The sequence below is a fragment of the Hallella mizrahii genome, assembly GCF_009695775.1.
In the GTDB taxonomy this organism is placed as follows: domain Bacteria; phylum Bacteroidota; class Bacteroidia; order Bacteroidales; family Bacteroidaceae; genus Prevotella; species Prevotella mizrahii.
The window spans coordinates 12236-28668 of record NZ_VUNG01000033.1 but is presented as its reverse complement, the minus strand read 5'-3'; the positions used below and the strand labels follow the sequence as shown (position 1 = coordinate 28668).

The 16433-nt window shown below is 49.3% G+C and carries 17 protein-coding genes; 14 read left to right on the top strand and 3 right to left on the bottom strand.

The window, feature by feature from the left end:
- Nucleotides 1-38: 38 nt before the first annotated feature.
- Nucleotides 39-386, top strand: a complete 348-nt coding sequence (locus FYJ73_RS11535; protein WP_154534874.1) for an MmcQ/YjbR family DNA-binding protein — start codon at nt 39-41, stop codon at nt 384-386.
- A 38-nt stretch (nt 387-424) separates the two neighbouring features.
- On the opposite strand, the gene FYJ73_RS11530 is transcribed toward FYJ73_RS11535, so the two are convergent.
- Nucleotides 425-1645, bottom strand: a complete 1221-nt coding sequence (locus tag FYJ73_RS11530; protein ID WP_154534873.1) for a peptidoglycan DD-metalloendopeptidase family protein — start codon at nt 1643-1645, stop codon at nt 425-427.
- 78 nt (nt 1646-1723) lie between these two features.
- On the opposite strand from FYJ73_RS11530, the gene FYJ73_RS11525 reads away from it, so the two are divergent.
- From FYJ73_RS11525 to FYJ73_RS11465, 13 genes are all read left to right on the top strand, one after another.
- A complete protein-coding gene (locus FYJ73_RS11525) occupies nt 1724-2491 on the top strand; it encodes a DUF4099 domain-containing protein (RefSeq protein ID WP_154534872.1) in 768 nt (255 codons plus the stop codon).
- 68 nt (nt 2492-2559) lie between these two features.
- Nucleotides 2560-4395: a MutS N-terminal domain-containing protein gene (locus tag FYJ73_RS11520; RefSeq protein ID WP_154534871.1), complete on the top strand. Its 1836-nt coding sequence runs from the start codon at nt 2560-2562 to the stop codon at nt 4393-4395.
- A 99-nt stretch (nt 4396-4494) separates the two neighbouring features.
- On the top strand, nt 4495-4725 hold the full coding sequence (locus FYJ73_RS11515; RefSeq protein WP_154534870.1) for a hypothetical protein: 231 nt from the start codon (nt 4495-4497) through the stop codon (nt 4723-4725).
- A 120-nt stretch (nt 4726-4845) separates the two neighbouring features.
- Nucleotides 4846-6237: an ArdC family protein gene (locus FYJ73_RS11510; RefSeq protein ID WP_154534869.1), complete on the top strand. Its 1392-nt coding sequence runs from the start codon at nt 4846-4848 to the stop codon at nt 6235-6237.
- Nucleotides 6238-6328: 91 nt separating this feature from the next.
- Nucleotides 6329-7555 (top strand): toprim domain-containing protein, encoded by a 1227-nt coding sequence (locus FYJ73_RS11505; protein WP_154534868.1) that lies wholly within the window; start codon nt 6329-6331, stop codon nt 7553-7555.
- Nucleotides 7556-7663: 108 nt separating this feature from the next.
- The gene (locus tag FYJ73_RS11500; protein ID WP_154534867.1) at nt 7664-8374 is read left to right on the top strand and encodes a hypothetical protein; all 711 of its coding nucleotides are present in this window, start codon (nt 7664-7666) and stop codon (nt 8372-8374) included.
- A 169-nt stretch (nt 8375-8543) separates the two neighbouring features.
- Nucleotides 8544-9260, top strand: a complete 717-nt coding sequence (locus tag FYJ73_RS11495) for a hypothetical protein (protein WP_154534866.1) — start codon at nt 8544-8546, stop codon at nt 9258-9260.
- A 49-nt stretch (nt 9261-9309) separates the two neighbouring features.
- Nucleotides 9310-9594: an HU family DNA-binding protein gene (locus FYJ73_RS11490; protein WP_235899339.1), complete on the top strand. Its 285-nt coding sequence runs from the start codon at nt 9310-9312 to the stop codon at nt 9592-9594.
- 12 nt (nt 9595-9606) lie between these two features.
- Nucleotides 9607-10104: a hypothetical protein gene (locus FYJ73_RS11485; protein WP_154534864.1), complete on the top strand. Its 498-nt coding sequence runs from the start codon at nt 9607-9609 to the stop codon at nt 10102-10104.
- Between the two features lie 48 nt (nt 10105-10152).
- Entirely contained in the window at nt 10153-11073 is a 921-nt protein-coding gene (locus tag FYJ73_RS11480; protein ID WP_154534863.1) for a hypothetical protein, read from the top strand.
- Between the two features lie 191 nt (nt 11074-11264).
- Nucleotides 11265-11585 (top strand): GNAT family N-acetyltransferase, encoded by a 321-nt coding sequence (locus tag FYJ73_RS11475; RefSeq protein ID WP_235899338.1) that lies wholly within the window; start codon nt 11265-11267, stop codon nt 11583-11585.
- Nucleotides 11586-11978: 393 nt separating this feature from the next.
- Nucleotides 11979-12596 (top strand): DUF6088 family protein, encoded by a 618-nt coding sequence (locus tag FYJ73_RS11470; protein WP_154534862.1) that lies wholly within the window; start codon nt 11979-11981, stop codon nt 12594-12596.
- Nucleotides 12574-13614 (top strand): nucleotidyl transferase AbiEii/AbiGii toxin family protein, encoded by a 1041-nt coding sequence (locus tag FYJ73_RS11465; protein WP_154534861.1) that lies wholly within the window; start codon nt 12574-12576, stop codon nt 13612-13614. The genes FYJ73_RS11470 and FYJ73_RS11465 overlap by 23 nt, the downstream gene beginning before the upstream one ends.
- A gap of 59 nt (nt 13615-13673) precedes the next feature.
- On the opposite strand, the gene FYJ73_RS11460 is transcribed toward FYJ73_RS11465, so the two are convergent.
- Both FYJ73_RS11460 and FYJ73_RS11455 read right to left on the bottom strand, forming a co-directional pair.
- A complete protein-coding gene (locus FYJ73_RS11460) occupies nt 13674-14966 on the bottom strand; it encodes an AAA family ATPase (protein ID WP_154534860.1) in 1293 nt (430 codons plus the stop codon).
- Between the two features lie 663 nt (nt 14967-15629).
- Entirely contained in the window at nt 15630-16430 is an 801-nt protein-coding gene (locus FYJ73_RS11455) for an aldo/keto reductase (protein WP_154534859.1), read from the bottom strand.
- Nucleotides 16431-16433 lie beyond the last annotated feature (3 nt).

Sequence of the window (16433 nt, the reverse complement as noted above, 5' to 3'; positions counted from 1 at the left end):
TAATATTTCAGAGAGGCTAGACTATATTTCAAATTGGTATGAACATAGAAGAACTCCATGAATACTGTATCTCTTTAGAGGCCGTCGAGGAAAAGTTCCCTTTCGCCAAGATTAAAGGAGGCGAGAGTGTGTTGGTGTTTTATGTCTGCAATCACATGTTTGCCATGGTTGATATTTCCGACGGTAACCTCGTTAATGTCAAGTGTCAGACTGAGCGTCTCGTTGATTTACGTGAGCATTATGATTGGGCGGACAAACCGTCTCATATGAATGACAAGTATTGGCTTGGTTTGCATATCAATACTACGCCGATTGATATGGCTAAGGAACTTATCTCTAATTCTTACTCGATAGTCAAAAAGAAATACACGAAGAAGAAAAGATAAAATCCTTTGCCGGGCTTACATTTTGGTTTCATGTCTTTTTATAACTGGCTGGCAATCTCCCTTACCTTATTTATATAGTCAGGGGCACTGGCATAGCCTATACGTTTTAGGAAAGAGTAGTAGCCTTCTCCGTCACGGTGCTTGTACTGAACTTTGTCCCTGTATGCTATAACGCTTTCTTCCCAATGTTCAAAGCTGTAGTAGCCCTTTGAGTGTCTGAGACCGAAGAGGTTGTTTTGCACATTGCAGACACGGGAGCGGAAGTGTCCTGTCTCAAGGATGGCCTGGGCAAGGACGATCTTAGGATATTTGATACCGTGCTTCTTCAGTGCGGCATAGAGGTTCTCGATGGTTAGCTCCTTTGCGCTCGTCTCTACATTATTATATATAAGAGAGTCCTTGCCAACAATTTCTGTAAGACGCTCGTTGAAGAACTCCACCTGCTGGTTCAGCGCATAGATGAAAGGCAGAGGATCGACACTTGCCCAGTCATTTTCAGCTGTCAGACGCTGGAGGCGAAGATGGACATGAGGACCAGTGGAACGGCCAGACGAATGCCCGGTAGAACTGACGAATCCGACAACCGTACCCGCTTGTACCATCATTCCCTCCTTGGCATGTATCTCACTAAGGTGACCATAGAGGCAGCGGAGGTTGCCGTGGTCGAGGACGACATAGTTGCCGTAGCCGGTGTCGCCGTGTCGGACTAGGGTCACCCTGCCCGGGAGCATACTATAGACCAAACCGTTTCCGCATCTCAAATCTATGCCGTCATGGAACCTGCGGCACTTAGTAAAGGGATCTTGGCGGTATCCATAGGATGATGTAACGGTTAAGTAATCAAGTGGCATACAGATGGTTAGCCTCTTTTCGAGGATAGACAAGAGTAGGCTGTCGGACGTACTGAGGAAGGGCAAAATCGCTTTCTTTGTTGATGATTTGGCGTTTTTCTCAAAACTTTTTTCGCTCGTTTCTTGCGCTTTTCCTTGGGCGTTCTTGGAAGTTGGCGGTTTGTTTCCTAACTTTGCGGTCAGAAACGAAGGCAAAGACAGTCTGAAAACGGACTTTTTCTTGGTCTCAGTCTCAGCCTTGGACTTTGGCTTTGTTTCGTGGAGTACGTCACGGACATAAGGGTCCGTGGAAATGGATAACGTGTCGGCAGCCGGACCGACTTTCTCAGCAGTGTAAAACTGTGCCGGTGATTCCAATACATTCATCGATAGCATCAAGACCACAGCGCACTTCATTGTGTGTTTCATGGTAGTAGTATGTTTAGTTTGACATGGATTTTCACCACAAAGTTAGTATAAACCAGTAGAATAACCAAACCATCAACTATGAAAACAGAACCAGTACCATTCGACAAATTTGCCAAAATCGGCATCTTTCCCAAGGATCTCATGCGCATGCCCAAGGACCTGCGCGACTCTATTCTGAGCGGTGAGCTCTCGCCACTGATGCGTGTCAACGTGCCAGTAGGAGACAACTCGGCGGTGTCCATTCCAATGAAAATCCAGCTCACCCATGACAAGGACGGCCGTCTGCAACTGCTTACGTATCAGATACATCGTGAGCTTGACAACAACTTGAAGCTGAACGACACAGAACTGGAGCGCGTGCGCAAGGGTGATGTCATTCAAAAGGAGTTTCAGGAGGACGGCAAACGTAAGATGCGGTATGTGCAGCTTGATAAGGAGACCAATGCTTTAATGTATCGTGATGTGGCAACTGTTAATTTTGAGGAAAAACTTCAGGAAGTTGACAAAATCAAGGACATCGGACTCGGAATTGGCCAAAAGGAGGCTCTCGTTTCGGGAAAACCGGTTGAACTTGAAGTCGGTGACCAAAAAGTGACCGTAGGTGTTGACCTCCGTGAGCCGGTTGGCTTCAAGGTGATGCAGGGAGATATGGAGGAGTGGAAGCGACAGCAGGCCATCCGATACGACGACGCGCACGAGGGTTACATAGGATACGTGCAGACCGACGAGAACCGGTGGGAGTACAAGCAGGTGGTTGACAGGCTGCGCCACGAGGAGAGCACCCGACTGACAGAGAGGGAAAAGACAGACAAGAAAGAGGACAAAAAGAGAGGTCTTTCACTCTAAGGGTGTCTTCATTATAAGCGTTGTTCCTTTAGTATCTTCAACTACCAACCAATGAGACTTCATCCACTATGTCAAACAAACAAGAATGTACGTTCACCTCCGTAGCCCCATACCCGAAAGTGCGTCAGCTGGCGCACGGGCTCAAGGACGGTGACTATGCGAGTATCTGCAAGGCAGCGGAGATGATGGCGGACGGGATAAGGGAGATGGCGGCAGGACGCAACTGTGTGCTGGTGCCCATACCGAACCATCATGGCAGGGCTGTTTATACAAAGACGCTCGCCAATGAGATTACCAGAAGGACGGGCATCCTGACGTGGGACATCCTTTCCTGTCGTCCGCACATGCCGCTGCACTATGCCAAGAAGAATGACCTCAAGCCGGAGGGCATATACTTGAAACTCAATCTGTACAGACAAGTGCCGGAGCAGTTCACGCCCATCGTCATAGACAACGTGCTGGACACCGGCTATACCGCAGGGGCCGCCATCAAGGCTGTGGGTCATCCGAATACGATGCTCGCTGTCCTCGGACATACCAAGAACCATCTGACGAACAAGAACTACCAGTTTAACCAACTCGCTACTAACATGGAAAAGAAAATGCAAGAGCAGCCTTCTGACAAGAAGCAATCTGCCGACTCCACGAAGAAGCAGGTGAAGAACGAGACGGACACACCATTGGCGGTATATCAGCGGCTCAAAAGCAAGCATCCCGACGCGCTGATCCTTATGCGCAACGGAGACTTTTACCGTTCGCTGAATGAGGATGCACAAAAGGTATCCGACACGCTGCGCATACCGACACAGAAACCGAAGTCCCAAAAGGACGGTGAGCTTATTGCGGAGTTTCCTCATCATGCGCTCGACGTCTACCTGCCAAGGCTTATCAGAGCGGGCAATCGTGTGGCGATTGCTGATATGCTGGAGCTGGGCAAGAAACAAACCACAAAACAAGCCGCACAACAAACAAAGAACCAAACTCAAACAGATACTATGGAAAAGAAAACAGAAAAGAAGAAGACTAAGGCGAAAGAAGTCAAGGTTGACAAGACGGAGACTGCCAAGGTCGACAAGACAGAGGTGAAGGCCGAGAACAAGGCTGATACCAAGAAAGAGGATAAGGCCGTAGACAAAACTGCGGAGCAGTCCGCTGGCCAGAAAGTCCACAAGCCGCGTGAGCCGCAAATGGTGACCGTCAATGGTGAGAAGGTTTCCCACGGACATGCCTTTCAGAGCAATCAGGACCCCAACAAGTGGTATTTTACCGCACGCCTCGACGGACAGCAGCTCCGTCCGCAGCTCATGAAGCCGGAAGATGTCGCTGCCTATCAGAAACGTGAGATAGGTGTAGAGGCTTTGATGCAGACTTATTACCCCACGAAGCTGGCCAAGAAGGTCACGCCGGAGGAGTACAAGGCTGACAACAAGCTCTCTGACGGACGCGTCATCGAGAAGATGGTGGTCTACAAGGAGCATGACGAGCAGCGTCATGACGTGGGCAAGTACAAGCTCTACACGCAGGTGGGCGAGCAGAAGATGTCACGCACGATGTCGAAGGAGGACTTGAATGCTTACTTTGACCGCGTGACAACACCATCCAAACTCGTGGAGAAGAACTTCGGGGAACAGTTGCACCTTGCTTCCTTCTATAATCAGTTCAAGCTGGAGGAAGGTGTCAAGGATGTGCGCATCGCCAAGAACTACGACGGCGACTGGACGGTGTCGGCCAAACTCACTGACGACCGGACGACAAGCAAGGCTGTACTCTCATGGCATGACAAGCAAGCTCTCTTCACGCAAAAGACGGCCACTAAGGAGCAGCTGGCAGCACGCTATCTCAACACTGAAATCAAGGAGATGAAGCAGGAGAAGGTTAGCGCAAAGCAGGCGTTCAGCCGATAACTGACATAACATGCTGTCTTGCAATAACTAACAGCTAAAGTTCAACTCATCACTTCAAGTTCTTAACAATTCAATCATCAACCATTAACACTTACAACTATGCAGAACAATACAATCGAAGAACTCATTCAACTCAAGCAGGAAGGAAAGATAGGATGGTGCGAGCTCGCACTCCGCAGTGAACACGGAAAGGCCTATCTGCAGTGGTGCGACGACCACGGCATCGAGCCCGATGACAACAATGCTGAGCTCTATCTCGAAGAGGCAGAGAGCCATATCTATGACGGAGGCAACGACTTTGCAGAGAAGTTTGCAGAGGCGCTCTTATAATCTATCTCCCGAGATACAGTGATACCGTGAAAGACACATAATATTATCAGCCCTCAGTCCGAAGGCTGTGCCATCGGACTGAGGGACTACTACCCTCATCTAACCAACTAAACTGAAACTATGGAAAACAAGGATTCCAAGTCAAAGAAAGGAACAGACTACAAGAACAGCGGAGATAAGGCGATAGACAAGTTTTGCTCGCTAATGATCGAGCGTATGAAGTCGATGAAGGCTTCCGACTGGCGGCAGGGATGGACGAACGGAAAGGGAACGATGCTTGGTATGCCGCAGAACCTCAGCGGTCGCAACTACTCGGGCACGAACTCTTTCTTCCTGCAGATGGATACGGCGATGAACGCCTACCGCACGCCGGTCTATATGACTTTCATGCAGGCGCAGAAGGAGAACCTCCGTATCAAGAAGGGGGCGCAGTCGATGCCTGTTATCTACTGGGACCTCAATATCAAGGACGAGCGTGGCAAGCGGGTCGCCGAGTCGGACTACAAGCAGATGAGCCGCGGCGAGCAGGCCAAGTGCGAGGTGCGTCCGTTCCTCCGTGCCTTCTCCGTCTTCAACGTTGACCAAACCAATCTGGAAGAGGTGAACAAGGAGAAGTACGATGCTATCGTTGACCGCTTCAAGGGCTCGCAGCTGCGTGACACCCAGGGCATGTACGAAAACCGTGCCCTTGACCGCATGTTCGAGCGGCAGGAGTGGATATGCAGGGTACAGAACGACCGTATCGTAGATGGGGCATACTACTCTCCGGCGCGTGATATGGTCATCATTCCCATGAAAGAGCAATTCAATATTGGCAAGAATGCCGAGGAGATTTTCAAGGATGGTATGGAGTATTACTCTTCCGCCCTCCACGAGATGACGCACTCCACTGGTACTGCCAATCGACTGAACCGTGACAAGGGTGCAAAGTTCGGTGATGCCAAGTATGCAAAGGAGGAGTTGGTTGCGGAGCTAACGGCTGCCATGGTGGGCAACACGCTGGGCTTCGACAAGCGCATCCTCAACAACAATGCCGCCTATATGGACGGTTGGATTAACGCCCTGCGTGAGGAGCCAAAGTTCATCGTCTCGGTCATGGCGGACGTGAACAAGGCCTCGAAGATGATCTTGGAGAAGATTGACGAGCAGAAGATTGCCCTTGGCGAGCGTCCGATACTGTCTGCCAACATGAGCAAGGTGGACCTGCAAGCCAACATTGCCAAGCAGGAGTGGCAGCAGCCGCACGACATCGCACTCTCGGCGAAGTTTGACAGTGCATCCATCTACAAGCGGATGGACGGTGGCTATGCGGTACGGGCTACCTTTGAGGGTCAGGACCTCGGCATGAAGCCCATCAGCAAGATTACGGGTATCAGATATGAGATGATGCCAACGGGTGAGCTGAAAGACCAGATGCTGCATGATACCGTGGCAAGGAAGTTCGCAGGAGAGGTTCGTGAGATACGTGAGCAGAAGCAACAGAACAAGGAGAGTAACGGCTTAAAATTGTGAGCGTTGAAAGTTACATTAAACTGTCTTTGTGGAACAGAATTGTATCTGCAACTACTATTCAATCATTAACAAACCATCAAACTACAAGCCTATGTCTTACGTATCTTTTCAAGAGATGAAGCCGAGAGTGGGCATCGACGATGTTGCCTTCTCGCTTGGCTACAAACTCAACAGACAGGCGGGCGTGGGACGGTACATCGAACTCATTCTGCCCGACGGCAGGGGAGAGAAGCTCGACACCATTGTCATATCACATCCGCAGGAGAAGGAACGGCAGAAGTACTTCCACCGCAATTCGGGAAAGCGCGGTGATGTGGTGGACTTCATCGGTGAGAACCTGGGACGCTTCAACATTTATGGCAGGAACCAGTGGGAGGTCATCGGCAAGGTGATGACAGACTTTGCCAATATGCCACTCATGGACAACCACGACCGTGGATATAGTGGTGGACTCGGCAGTCTAAACACGGTGTTCAATCCGAAACGCTACACTTCCCAACCTCTGTCAAGGAACATGGACTATGCCATGGGAATCTTTGAGGAACGTGGCATCAGCCGTGAGACGGTACAGTTGTTCGAGCGGCACATCGCTATCGTGACCGACCAGAAGAACAAGAACGGGCTTCCGATGATCGGTTTTCCTTACCGTGAACCGGGGTTCAGTTCTGACTTGGCTGGCTATGAGCTGCGGGGCGACCGCGGTTTCAAGGGCAAGGCGGCAGGAACGAACTCGACCACGGCGGTGTGGACGGCAGGCATCCACTCGGCACTGGACAATCCCCAGATGGTGCGGCATGTGTTCTTTGCGGAAAGTGCCTACGACGCTATGGCGTTCTATCAGGCGAACCAGGGAAAGATTGACCTTGCGCACTCGGCATTCGTATCTGTCGGCGGTGCGCTGTCCAACGGACAGGTGTCGGGGCTTATGCGTCACTACAACATGGCAAAGGCCGTGGACTGCTTCGACAACGACCTGCCGGGACGCATATACGGGATGAGGATGGCGGCATTGCTCGACGGCAAGCGGCTCACTGTAACACAGATGGGAGATAATCTCCGACTTGAGATGGACGGAAAAGCCTTTGATATGCCAGTGGGGAAAGCTTCTGTTGAAGAGTTGGGCAAGCATGTAAAGCTGTCCGACCGCATCGATGTGCGCAAACCGGCCGTAAACTACAAGGACTGGAATGACGTTGTGCGTGGCATGCCCTTGGAGGCTCTGCAGCTCAAGACAAAGTTCCAGCGGGACGAGAATCTCGCAAGGATAAGGACGGAGCTGCGCGAGCGAAATGAGTGCAGGAGCAGTTTTAAGATGTGAAATCCAACGACTGGGAATTATTAACAAGGCCACGGTGCGTCACCAACGGCACCAACTTTTCAAGTCCGTACCGTCGGCGACGACCGTGGCCTAAACAAACGAAGAACGATGAAAAGAAAAATTCTTTGCCTGTTGCTTGCCATGTCCGGCTCCGTCTGCGGCTTCGCCCAGCAGACCGACCCGGCCCTGACCGGTGCCGTGGCAGCCCAAACGAAGATACTGAAGGACTTGTTCAAGAAGCGTGAGAAGACGCAGAAGGCAATTATAGCCTCGGAAGCCAGTGTATTTGTGGCTATGGAGCGGATGCACTCCTTGGAGAACAAGATGCTGGGCTACTTGCAGAATGCGCAGGGTGCCATGCAGAACATCTATCAGATCAAGCGTGCCGCAGAACTTGTGGGTGTGAAGATACCGAAGAACATGGCTCTGCTCAGAAAGTCGATACCGGGCAATCTGAAAGGAACTGCCATTGCCGTGCTGGTGTCTGACGAACTAATGGATGCTACCACGCAGATGCTTTCACTCTATCCGTTCATGAAGCAACTGGTCACTTCAGGAAGCTATAACGTTACGAATGCCGACGGCAAGACGGAGAAGCACAAGGTTAATCTGCTCAACTCGGCGGAGCGTTACTATGTGGCCAACGAGATTGTCACAAGACTGGAGAGTATCAATACGGACCTGTGGTTGCTGGCGTGGCAGATAAGGACGTATTCGTGGAACGACCTCTGGTTCGGGCTCGACCCGGACGGGTGGGCGACGGTGATGTCGGGAAAGGCTATCGTGGACGGGTTGATACTCGATTGGAAATATCTGTAGTGGAGAGTCCTCGATGAAGTATCTGTAGCGGAGAGCTTTCTACGAAGTATCTTTAGCCACAAGAACCTTTAACTATTTGCTGTAACGCATTAACTATCAACTACTAATCAGAAACAATTCAATTAGAACTACTAATCATTATAATCATCATTAATCAACTTTTAGAACTATGGAAAACAAGAAATCTATCCGTGGCGTACAAATTACGGACGCAATCAGAAAGGAACTGGAGGACGCTGGCAAAAGCCGTGTCCTGACATTCAAGGACAGAAAGGGAAAACAATACCTCGCTCATATTGAGGTGGGGAGTGACAAGCTCATGGTGGTGCCGGAGGGCAAGTACCTGGAGCACCGTTGTCCGCACTGCGGAGGTCGCATCAAGATTACCTCCAAGGGGTACTTCTGTGAGCATTACTTCGACAAAACTGATGCTTGCAAGTGGCACTGCAACGGTATCCTCAGCCACCGCTTTATCCTGCTTCATGAGATTGAGGCTTATCTTGACGGACATCCGACAGTGCTCGACGGCTGCTTCAACTCGCAGGGGCGTATCTTCTCGGCTGTGCTCGTAGAGAGTGAGGTTTATGGCATGTCGCTGAGCTCCGTGGTGGGCAAGTGCCCTGTGTGCGGCGAGGACGTAATGGTCAGTCCGGTGGCGTTCAACTGCTCCTGCCATGAGAAGCTCGGCGAGCCGTACCACCTTACGCTCTGGCGGCATATCCGTGGGCATGAGGTGACGCTGGATGAGCTGAGGGAACTGCTGACCGATGGCATTACCAAGAAGGAGGTGATGCTCATGGACGACAAGGGCTCGCTGTCGAAGGCTTACCTGCGTCTGTCTGATGACCGCAAGCGGATTGTGGCTGACTACAACATCTACAACTGAGAATTCATTCAACTGATTACAAACCATTCTAACCAATAACATGAGTACTATGAACAAGAAGAAACTGCTGAGAAAGGCGGCCTTTGAGACCGGCCTTTCCATCAAGGAAGTGGAGAAGGCGGTCGATGCCTTCCTCTGTGCCGTGTCAGACATTCTCCGTGAGGACGGGGAGGTCATCATCCCCGATTTCGGGAAGTTCTATGTCAGGGAGCGCGGCGAACGTGTCTGTCGCAATCCGCAGACGGGTGAGGAGTTCGTCGCACCGCCAACAAAGAAGGTGAAGTTCAGGGCCTTCGGCAACGTGACCAACTACAACTTCAAGTATGGACGATAAAGCCTTTCTGACATGAAGAAGTCATTATTACTTTTGATGGGTGCCGCACTGCTGATGTCGTGCGGCAACTCCAGTGAGAAGATGAAGAAACTGGCAAAGGAGAACCTGGAACTCAGCGTGGACGATCCCAAGCAGCTGCGTGTGCTTGCCGTCTCGGAGCCGGACTCGGCATTCGGGGCAGGTTACTTCACCAAGGACGAGGTGAAGGGGATGCTCAGGACGATGCAGGTGGTGACGGACACCATCATGAAACACACTGATAACATGAGCCGTTTCAATCCTGCCGACCACTATGTCATCAGCCTTGCGGAGCGTCAGATGCGAAGCATGGCGGAGATCCGCTCGCTCATCATGAAGGGCGACAAGAAGGGTGAGTTCAGCGGATGGAAGGTGAAGATTGACTATCAGTGTGTTGACGCTGCCGGACTGCCGTACCGCACGGAGCGGTGGTGCTTCATCGACAAGGAGGGCAGGCAGGTGTACAAGTCCTTTGAACTGCCGATACCATGAGACACAGACTAATCAACCATCTGTCAAACCAACTAATCAGACACTACTATGGAAACACTTAACATGACGTGGGTGAACCTGCTCAGAATGCAGTTCATCGAAATTCTGGAATTCTACGACGAGAACCCGGAGCGATTCCAATACAAAGAGCTCAAGAAGGCTTACGATGCCTTGCTGTCGGTCAAAAGCGTGGAGGAGTTCAAGCAGTGGCGAAAGCTGCTGAAGGACTACGGTCTGTCGTTCACTGACATGGACGGCACAGCGCACAAGGACAATCAGCTGGGAATCCTCGACGACTATGCGGAGGGTGCCAACGACAAGATCCTTGATGTCTTCATCAGATGGAAGCTGAGCTTCAATCCTCTGAAGTGGACGGAAATGGAGAACTGGAACCGCGAGCTCGTTGATATCCTGCTCAAGGCGACCAAGCGCGAGGAGGACGTACATATCGTCATCTTCCCTTGCGGCAAGCCGAATGCAAAGCGTTGGGCGGCCGTCGGGCAGGATGCCGACCGGCTCTTCGAGGTCTTCGGATGGCAGACAGGGCATGTGAATGCGACTAACGGACCGGTGAGCTGGATGTTCATCAACGGCTATGGCCTTGATGTACTACGGCAGAGTGGGTACAGTATTCAGATCCGAGACTTCGGGGAGTTCGACATTCTCTCGACGGCCTTCGAGGAGGACAGTGTCGCATCGCTGCAGCAGTTCATCGACTACTTGCGGATGATGGACTCTATCACACAGGAGCAGGTGAACTTTCTGAAGAAGATACGGCCTATTATCTTTCGCAATTCTGGCTATTGGGAACTTACTCATGGGAATATCAGCTACGACGACAACGGAAATGTGTATGTTGAGCAAAAAGGAAAGAAGCCCATCATACTGGCTCAAGGCAAGAATTGGAGGCTGGATAAGCTTACACGGCCTTTAGTCGTACAGATGGGTGAGAAATTGGGCGAGGCGTAGCCCTGTGAGAAGGTAATCAGTGCGCAAGGCAAGTGGCGGAAGAAGCTTCTCGGTTGCACTTCGACACTTCTTCCGCCACACGCCTTGCGAACAAGCCCTTGAATGCTTCACTTCACCCTTACGTCTATGGCTGGTGCGAAGTCAAGCTTTTGTTGCGCTTACGCAATGTTTGAAATATCAACAATACTAAGATGGAAATATTAAGGAAAAGTCGTACCTTTGTGTCCGATATGGAGACAAAGATTGAGACTACGAATACTGGCGGCAAGGTGCTTGTCTTTGATGGTGAGGAAATTGTTGGCCGACTGGAGTTCTCTTTTGACGGAAACGTCATGAGTATTGACCATACCTATGCCTTCAAGAAGGGCATGGGCATTGGCGGTGTGCTTGTCAGTGCCGCCAACGACTATGCTGTCAGCAAGGGGCTGAAGGTAAAGCCTGTCTGCTCATTCGCTACCGCTTGGTATGATCGGCATCCGCAGTTTGGGGATATACTCAATAGTGCAAGTTGACTTTCAAAACGGGAAGTATCTTTCACCTAGACTTTGTATAACGAAAAAAGGGATTGTCGCTTAGGCAATCCCTATCAGTTCCTTTTATAGTGCAGTCTGAAAATCACAATTAACAGGTGCACTGGTTTTATCCTTTTGCAAAGTTAGCGATTTGCTTTTGGACTACCAAATTTGATAAGTTATATTTCGAATTATAGACAGAATAAGTGAAACATATAAGGGATAGGGGAGAAACCTATCGCGGTACGCTGCTGTTCTTTGGTGGGTCATGGCCCCTACTCGATCCTAACTACTCGCTTTAACTTGTAATCAAGAAAAAAGGATAGAATATTTGGAGAATTAAGAAAATATCGGTAATTTTGCAAAAGTTACCGACTTAATTAGTGTTAACAAATGGTTATTGATGATATTAGGAATAACATTGAGGCAGCTCCGTATGGGACGTTGCTCTTCAATAGCAGCTATCCAGAATACGATGAAGAGTATGTTGGGAAAGTGCTCTCTGACTTGGTACGTCAAGGAGTGCTTTGTCGCTTGTCGCGTGGTATATACTTAAAAGCCAAGCATACTAAATTCGGCTTGGTTTATCCCACCACAGAGGAAATAGCTCGGGCAATAGCAGAAAGGGACAATGCGGAAATCTTGCCTACGGGTAGCACTGCGCTCAACATGCTTGGACTGTCAGACCAGGTGACCATGACTCCTGTATTCTTAACAAGTGGGTCTGCAAGAAAAATCAGTTGTGGCAATAAAGTCATTTCTTTTAAGCATGGTGTTCCACGCAACTTTGCGGTTAAAGGCAAGATGACCCGTTTGTTGGTTCAGGCTATGAAGGCTATCGGCGAAAGTGGTTTTAATACGGATTGGCAAAATGCAATTAAGAAAGTTGCATGCCGTTATCCCGAGTTTGACACCATCCAGCAGGATTTAAAGGTAATGCCTGCCTGGATTAGGAGAGAATTAAGTAAAATATTCAAATACGTCCAAAATGAGCAATTGGCAGAAGCATAGTTTAGATGAAATGATGGCCATGGTTCAATCCGTGGCATCACAAAAAAACATAGAGGACAATGCTGTTGAAAAGGACTGGTGGGTTACTGTTGTCCTAAAGGCAATCTTCAATACGACCTGTGGAAAGAGCCTTCTTTTCAAGGGTGGCACGTCATTGAGTAAGGGCTGGCATCTCATCAATCGGTTCAGTGAGGATATTGATCTGGCTATCAATCGTGATTTTTTCGAGACTCAGCTCAACTTGCCTTTTGCAAAGTGCGAGAACAACAATCAAGTGAAAAAGCTACGGAAGGCTTCTCGTGATTTCATTCATGGGACGCTTTCGAAGGAACTTGACATTGAGCTTTCGAAGCTGGGTATAAAGGGCTATTTGGTGGAGAATGTCACAGAAACAGGAAATCCACCTAAACCGGTGGATCATGACAGCGACCCAACGGTAGTATATGTCAACTATGGTAGTATTTTCCCGTCCAGCACAAGACTTATCGATCCAAAAGTCAAGATAGAAATTAGCTGTCTGTCTATGTCCGAGCCTTACGAGGAACGGCAGATACATTCCTTGATAGAAGATGCTTTCCCAGAAGAGGACAGTGAGACAGGAACAACAATAAAGACAGTCACACCATCACGTACCTTTTTGGAGAAGGCGCTTCTGTTGAGTGAGGAGCTTCAAAAAGATGAGCCTAGGACAATGAGGATGAGCCGTCATTTATACGATCTTGATAGACTGATGGATACAGATTATGCAGCACAGGCTCTTCATGACAAGGAACTTTACAAAGCTGTGGTAGAGCACAGGCGACGCTTCTATCATTTGGGCTATGTCAATTATGACAACGACTATCCCGACAAAATAGATTTCATACCCAAAGGCGTAACCTTGGATGACTTTAGGAAGGACTATGAGGTGAACATGATAGATGGTTACATCTATGGTGCCGCCAAGCCATTTCCCCAATTGATGGAACGCATGGAGCAGCTGCTTCAACTTTTCAGAAACGTGAACCTATCACGTTAATCTTGTCATGCAAGAATTTTGCATGACTCAAAGGAGTGGGCGAAGAGAGAAAGAATTCATTAAAGAGCTTGGATGTTTGGGAGCGCACCGAAGCGCCCGTTACGGTAAGACTTTTGGAAGGAATGTATCTTGTTCAAGCCTTTGAAGTCTGAGAGGGAATAGAGTTCCGAACTGCCATCCTCTCCTTTCTCGGTGAACCATATGGAGTCCTTGCAGATGAGGTCATCGATGGTGTTGAGTAAAGGGTCGTAGTGAGTGGTGACAAGCAGCTGGCTGCGGCTTTGCTCCTTCAGAAACTGCTCCAAGATAAACTCGATGAGCTCTGGATGGAGTGATGCCTCAATCTCGTCGATGGCCAGAAATTCGTCATTGGCCAAGGCCTGGTAGATGGCAGCCTCAATGCCGAATGTCCTCCTTGTCCCCTGGCTTTGCATCTCGTTGGAAAGGGTGTACTTTTCCACACCTCTTGCATTTTTTACCGTATGCTCGAAGTTCGTGTCCACCCTGTCATAGACCGGCTTGCCCTGCAACTTCTTCTTGTCCTCTTTCGACAGGTCACCCTCGTTCAAAAGGAAGTCCCTGAAGTCGGTTGGAATAGGCTCAACCTTTTTCTCAACGCTCACATCGGTAATATTGTAGTCAGCACGATGTATGAAGTCAAGGATGTACTTCTTCATTCGGGCATCTTCCATCATCTTGCGACCAGCATAGTTGGACATCAGTGTCCTCGGGTCTATCAAGGGCATCGTGTGGCGGCGCATCCAGTCACGTGCTTCGTCGATTGGTCCCAACGAGCAGTTCACCATGTTTCTGGCTGCGAAAAAAGACATATTCGGCAGACACTTGATCGTGATCTCGTCAATGACAGCGCTGCTCACTTTCAGCACAGCAGGGTTGAACTTGACGACGGACTGGCCGTTCTTGTACACTCGCGTAAACAGCATTGTCGGCTGCACACTCTTGTAATAATACAGTTTCTCCGACACTACATGGTGGGTATCCAAAGAAAGGACATACCAGTAGCGTGTGCTTCCGATGTAGAATTTCAAACTGAATTCTGAAGGCAGGCTAGGGGTCTCGCTGTCTAAAAGGAACGGGACTGTTCCGGTCGGCTCGTCCATGTCGTCATGGCGCATGAACCAGAACCTGCGGAGATAATCGAATGCTTCGAGCAGATTCGACTTTCCACTTGCGTTAGCACCATAGATAAGTGCTAAACGTAACAATCGCACACCATTGGCAACTTCCACCACTTGTGTGTTCTCAAAAGTTGTTTCCTTCGTCGCCTCAAAGCTCAACGTGACCTCATCTCTGAAGGACTTATAGTTCTTTATCTTGAATTCCTGTATCATAATTGGCTCCTCCCTAATTTGTTGCAAAGATAATGATATTGCAGCTATTCTCCAAATAAAATAGCTTGAAACCTATGTTTTATTTTCTCTTTAAGTGCTAAATAGTCTAAAATTATAAATAAAATAGCAGTTTATTGTATTCTTCGGCTGAATTACCATTCTTAATCATGGCGCAGTGGTTTGGTTTATTTCTTAGCAATATATAAGCTAAACCAAATTAAACCTCTGATAACCGTCATTAACATGGTGCGGTTTGTCCTCATGATGTTATTGGCAGGTTTTGTCAAATGCTCAATGTACTTTTGTCCCCCGTTTGTCCCCCGTCGTCGAAAGCCTCTCCTTCTACAGATTTTTGAGGCTATTGAGTGTTAACGACTTGTGAACAAATGCTAATTCACTTTTTAGGACAAAAACATATAGTGCATCGGAAAGTAGATTTTGCGTGGCGATATCATTGATTTCTTCCACCGTGCCAACATCCAGAACATGCAAATGATACAGGGTTTTGTTGACGGCGACGAAGCCGTCATCAAGCAAGTGAATCAACGTGCCTGACAGTCTGCCATCGTCCTCGTCGTCCTTCTATTGCTTATAGCTCTGATGATATGGGCACTCGTCAGCTTTGGTAGCTATCTGTATTCATTGGTAGCATCTGTCTTCTGATTACCACCAGCCAAACTGACTTCGGCCTGTATCGAGGCAGCTGATGGCCTGCATGTCGTCACCGCTCAGTTCGAAGTCGAAGATGTCAATATTCTCCTGCATCCGCTCCTTGTGGGTGGTCTTGGGGATGGCATCGATGTTACATTGGAGCAGCCAACGGAGACCTATTTGTGCAATACTTTTACCATGACTGTCGGCAATCTTTCTCAGCACAGGGTCACAGAAGAAGCCGTTCTGTCCACAGACCAGAGGCGACCATGACTCATGCCATGTGCCGTACTCCTGCAGCAGTTTATGCATCGTCGATTGCTGGCGATAGACATGAGTTTCTATCTGATTGACGGCAGGAATCACCGTGCATTTATTGACCAACCGAAGATAGTTGTCATCCAAGAAGTTTGCTATGCCGATAGAACGTAGCAGTCCCATTTTTTGTGCATCCTCCATCGCCTGATACTGGCTGATAAAGTCGCCTGACGGCTCGTGAATGAGGAAGAGGTCTATATACTCCAGCCCAATCTCTCGCAGGGAGTTTTCTATGGAGCGCATCGTGTCGCCATAGCCGTGTGCGCCCCATAGTTTGGTAGTCACAAAAACGTCCTCTCGCTTTAGTCCCGATGCCTTGACTGCCAAGCCCACTTCGTGCTCGTTGCCGTAGCACTGAGCCGTATCGATATGCCGATAGCCAATCTCCAAGGCCTGCTCCACACAATGCTGTGTGATGCGGCAAGGCATTTGGTAGGTGCCGAAGCCTATCATCGGCATCACGTGTCCGTCGTTCAGTCTAATGTACTTCTCCATAGT

Coding starts and splice junctions, on each gene's coding strand:
- FYJ73_RS11470 (WP_154534862.1), top strand. CDS start 11,979: ATGGTTATTGATGATATTAGGAATAACATTGAGGCAGCTCCGTATGGG.
- FYJ73_RS11520 (WP_154534871.1), top strand. CDS start 2,560: ATGTCAAACAAACAAGAATGTACGTTCACCTCCGTAGCCCCATACCCG.
- FYJ73_RS11480 (WP_154534863.1), top strand. CDS start 10,153: ATGGAAACACTTAACATGACGTGGGTGAACCTGCTCAGAATGCAGTTC.
- FYJ73_RS11510 (WP_154534869.1), top strand. CDS start 4,846: ATGGAAAACAAGGATTCCAAGTCAAAGAAAGGAACAGACTACAAGAAC.
- FYJ73_RS11515 (WP_154534870.1), top strand. CDS start 4,495: ATGCAGAACAATACAATCGAAGAACTCATTCAACTCAAGCAGGAAGGA.
- FYJ73_RS11505 (WP_154534868.1), top strand. CDS start 6,329: ATGTCTTACGTATCTTTTCAAGAGATGAAGCCGAGAGTGGGCATCGAC.
- FYJ73_RS11485 (WP_154534864.1), top strand. CDS start 9,607: ATGAAGAAGTCATTATTACTTTTGATGGGTGCCGCACTGCTGATGTCG.
- FYJ73_RS11535 (WP_154534874.1), top strand. CDS start 39: ATGAACATAGAAGAACTCCATGAATACTGTATCTCTTTAGAGGCCGTC.
- FYJ73_RS11465 (WP_154534861.1), top strand. CDS start 12,574: ATGAGCAATTGGCAGAAGCATAGTTTAGATGAAATGATGGCCATGGTT.
- FYJ73_RS11530 (WP_154534873.1), bottom strand. CDS start 1,645: ATGAAACACACAATGAAGTGCGCTGTGGTCTTGATGCTATCGATGAAT.
- FYJ73_RS11525 (WP_154534872.1), top strand. CDS start 1,724: ATGAAAACAGAACCAGTACCATTCGACAAATTTGCCAAAATCGGCATC.
- FYJ73_RS11495 (WP_154534866.1), top strand. CDS start 8,544: ATGGAAAACAAGAAATCTATCCGTGGCGTACAAATTACGGACGCAATC.
- FYJ73_RS11490 (WP_235899339.1), top strand. CDS start 9,310: ATGAACAAGAAGAAACTGCTGAGAAAGGCGGCCTTTGAGACCGGCCTT.
- FYJ73_RS11455 (WP_154534859.1), bottom strand. CDS start 16,430: ATGGAGAAGTACATTAGACTGAACGACGGACACGTGATGCCGATGATA.
- FYJ73_RS11460 (WP_154534860.1), bottom strand. CDS start 14,966: ATGATACAGGAATTCAAGATAAAGAACTATAAGTCCTTCAGAGATGAG.
- FYJ73_RS11475 (WP_235899338.1), top strand. CDS start 11,265: ATGGAAATATTAAGGAAAAGTCGTACCTTTGTGTCCGATATGGAGACA.
- FYJ73_RS11500 (WP_154534867.1), top strand. CDS start 7,664: ATGAAAAGAAAAATTCTTTGCCTGTTGCTTGCCATGTCCGGCTCCGTC.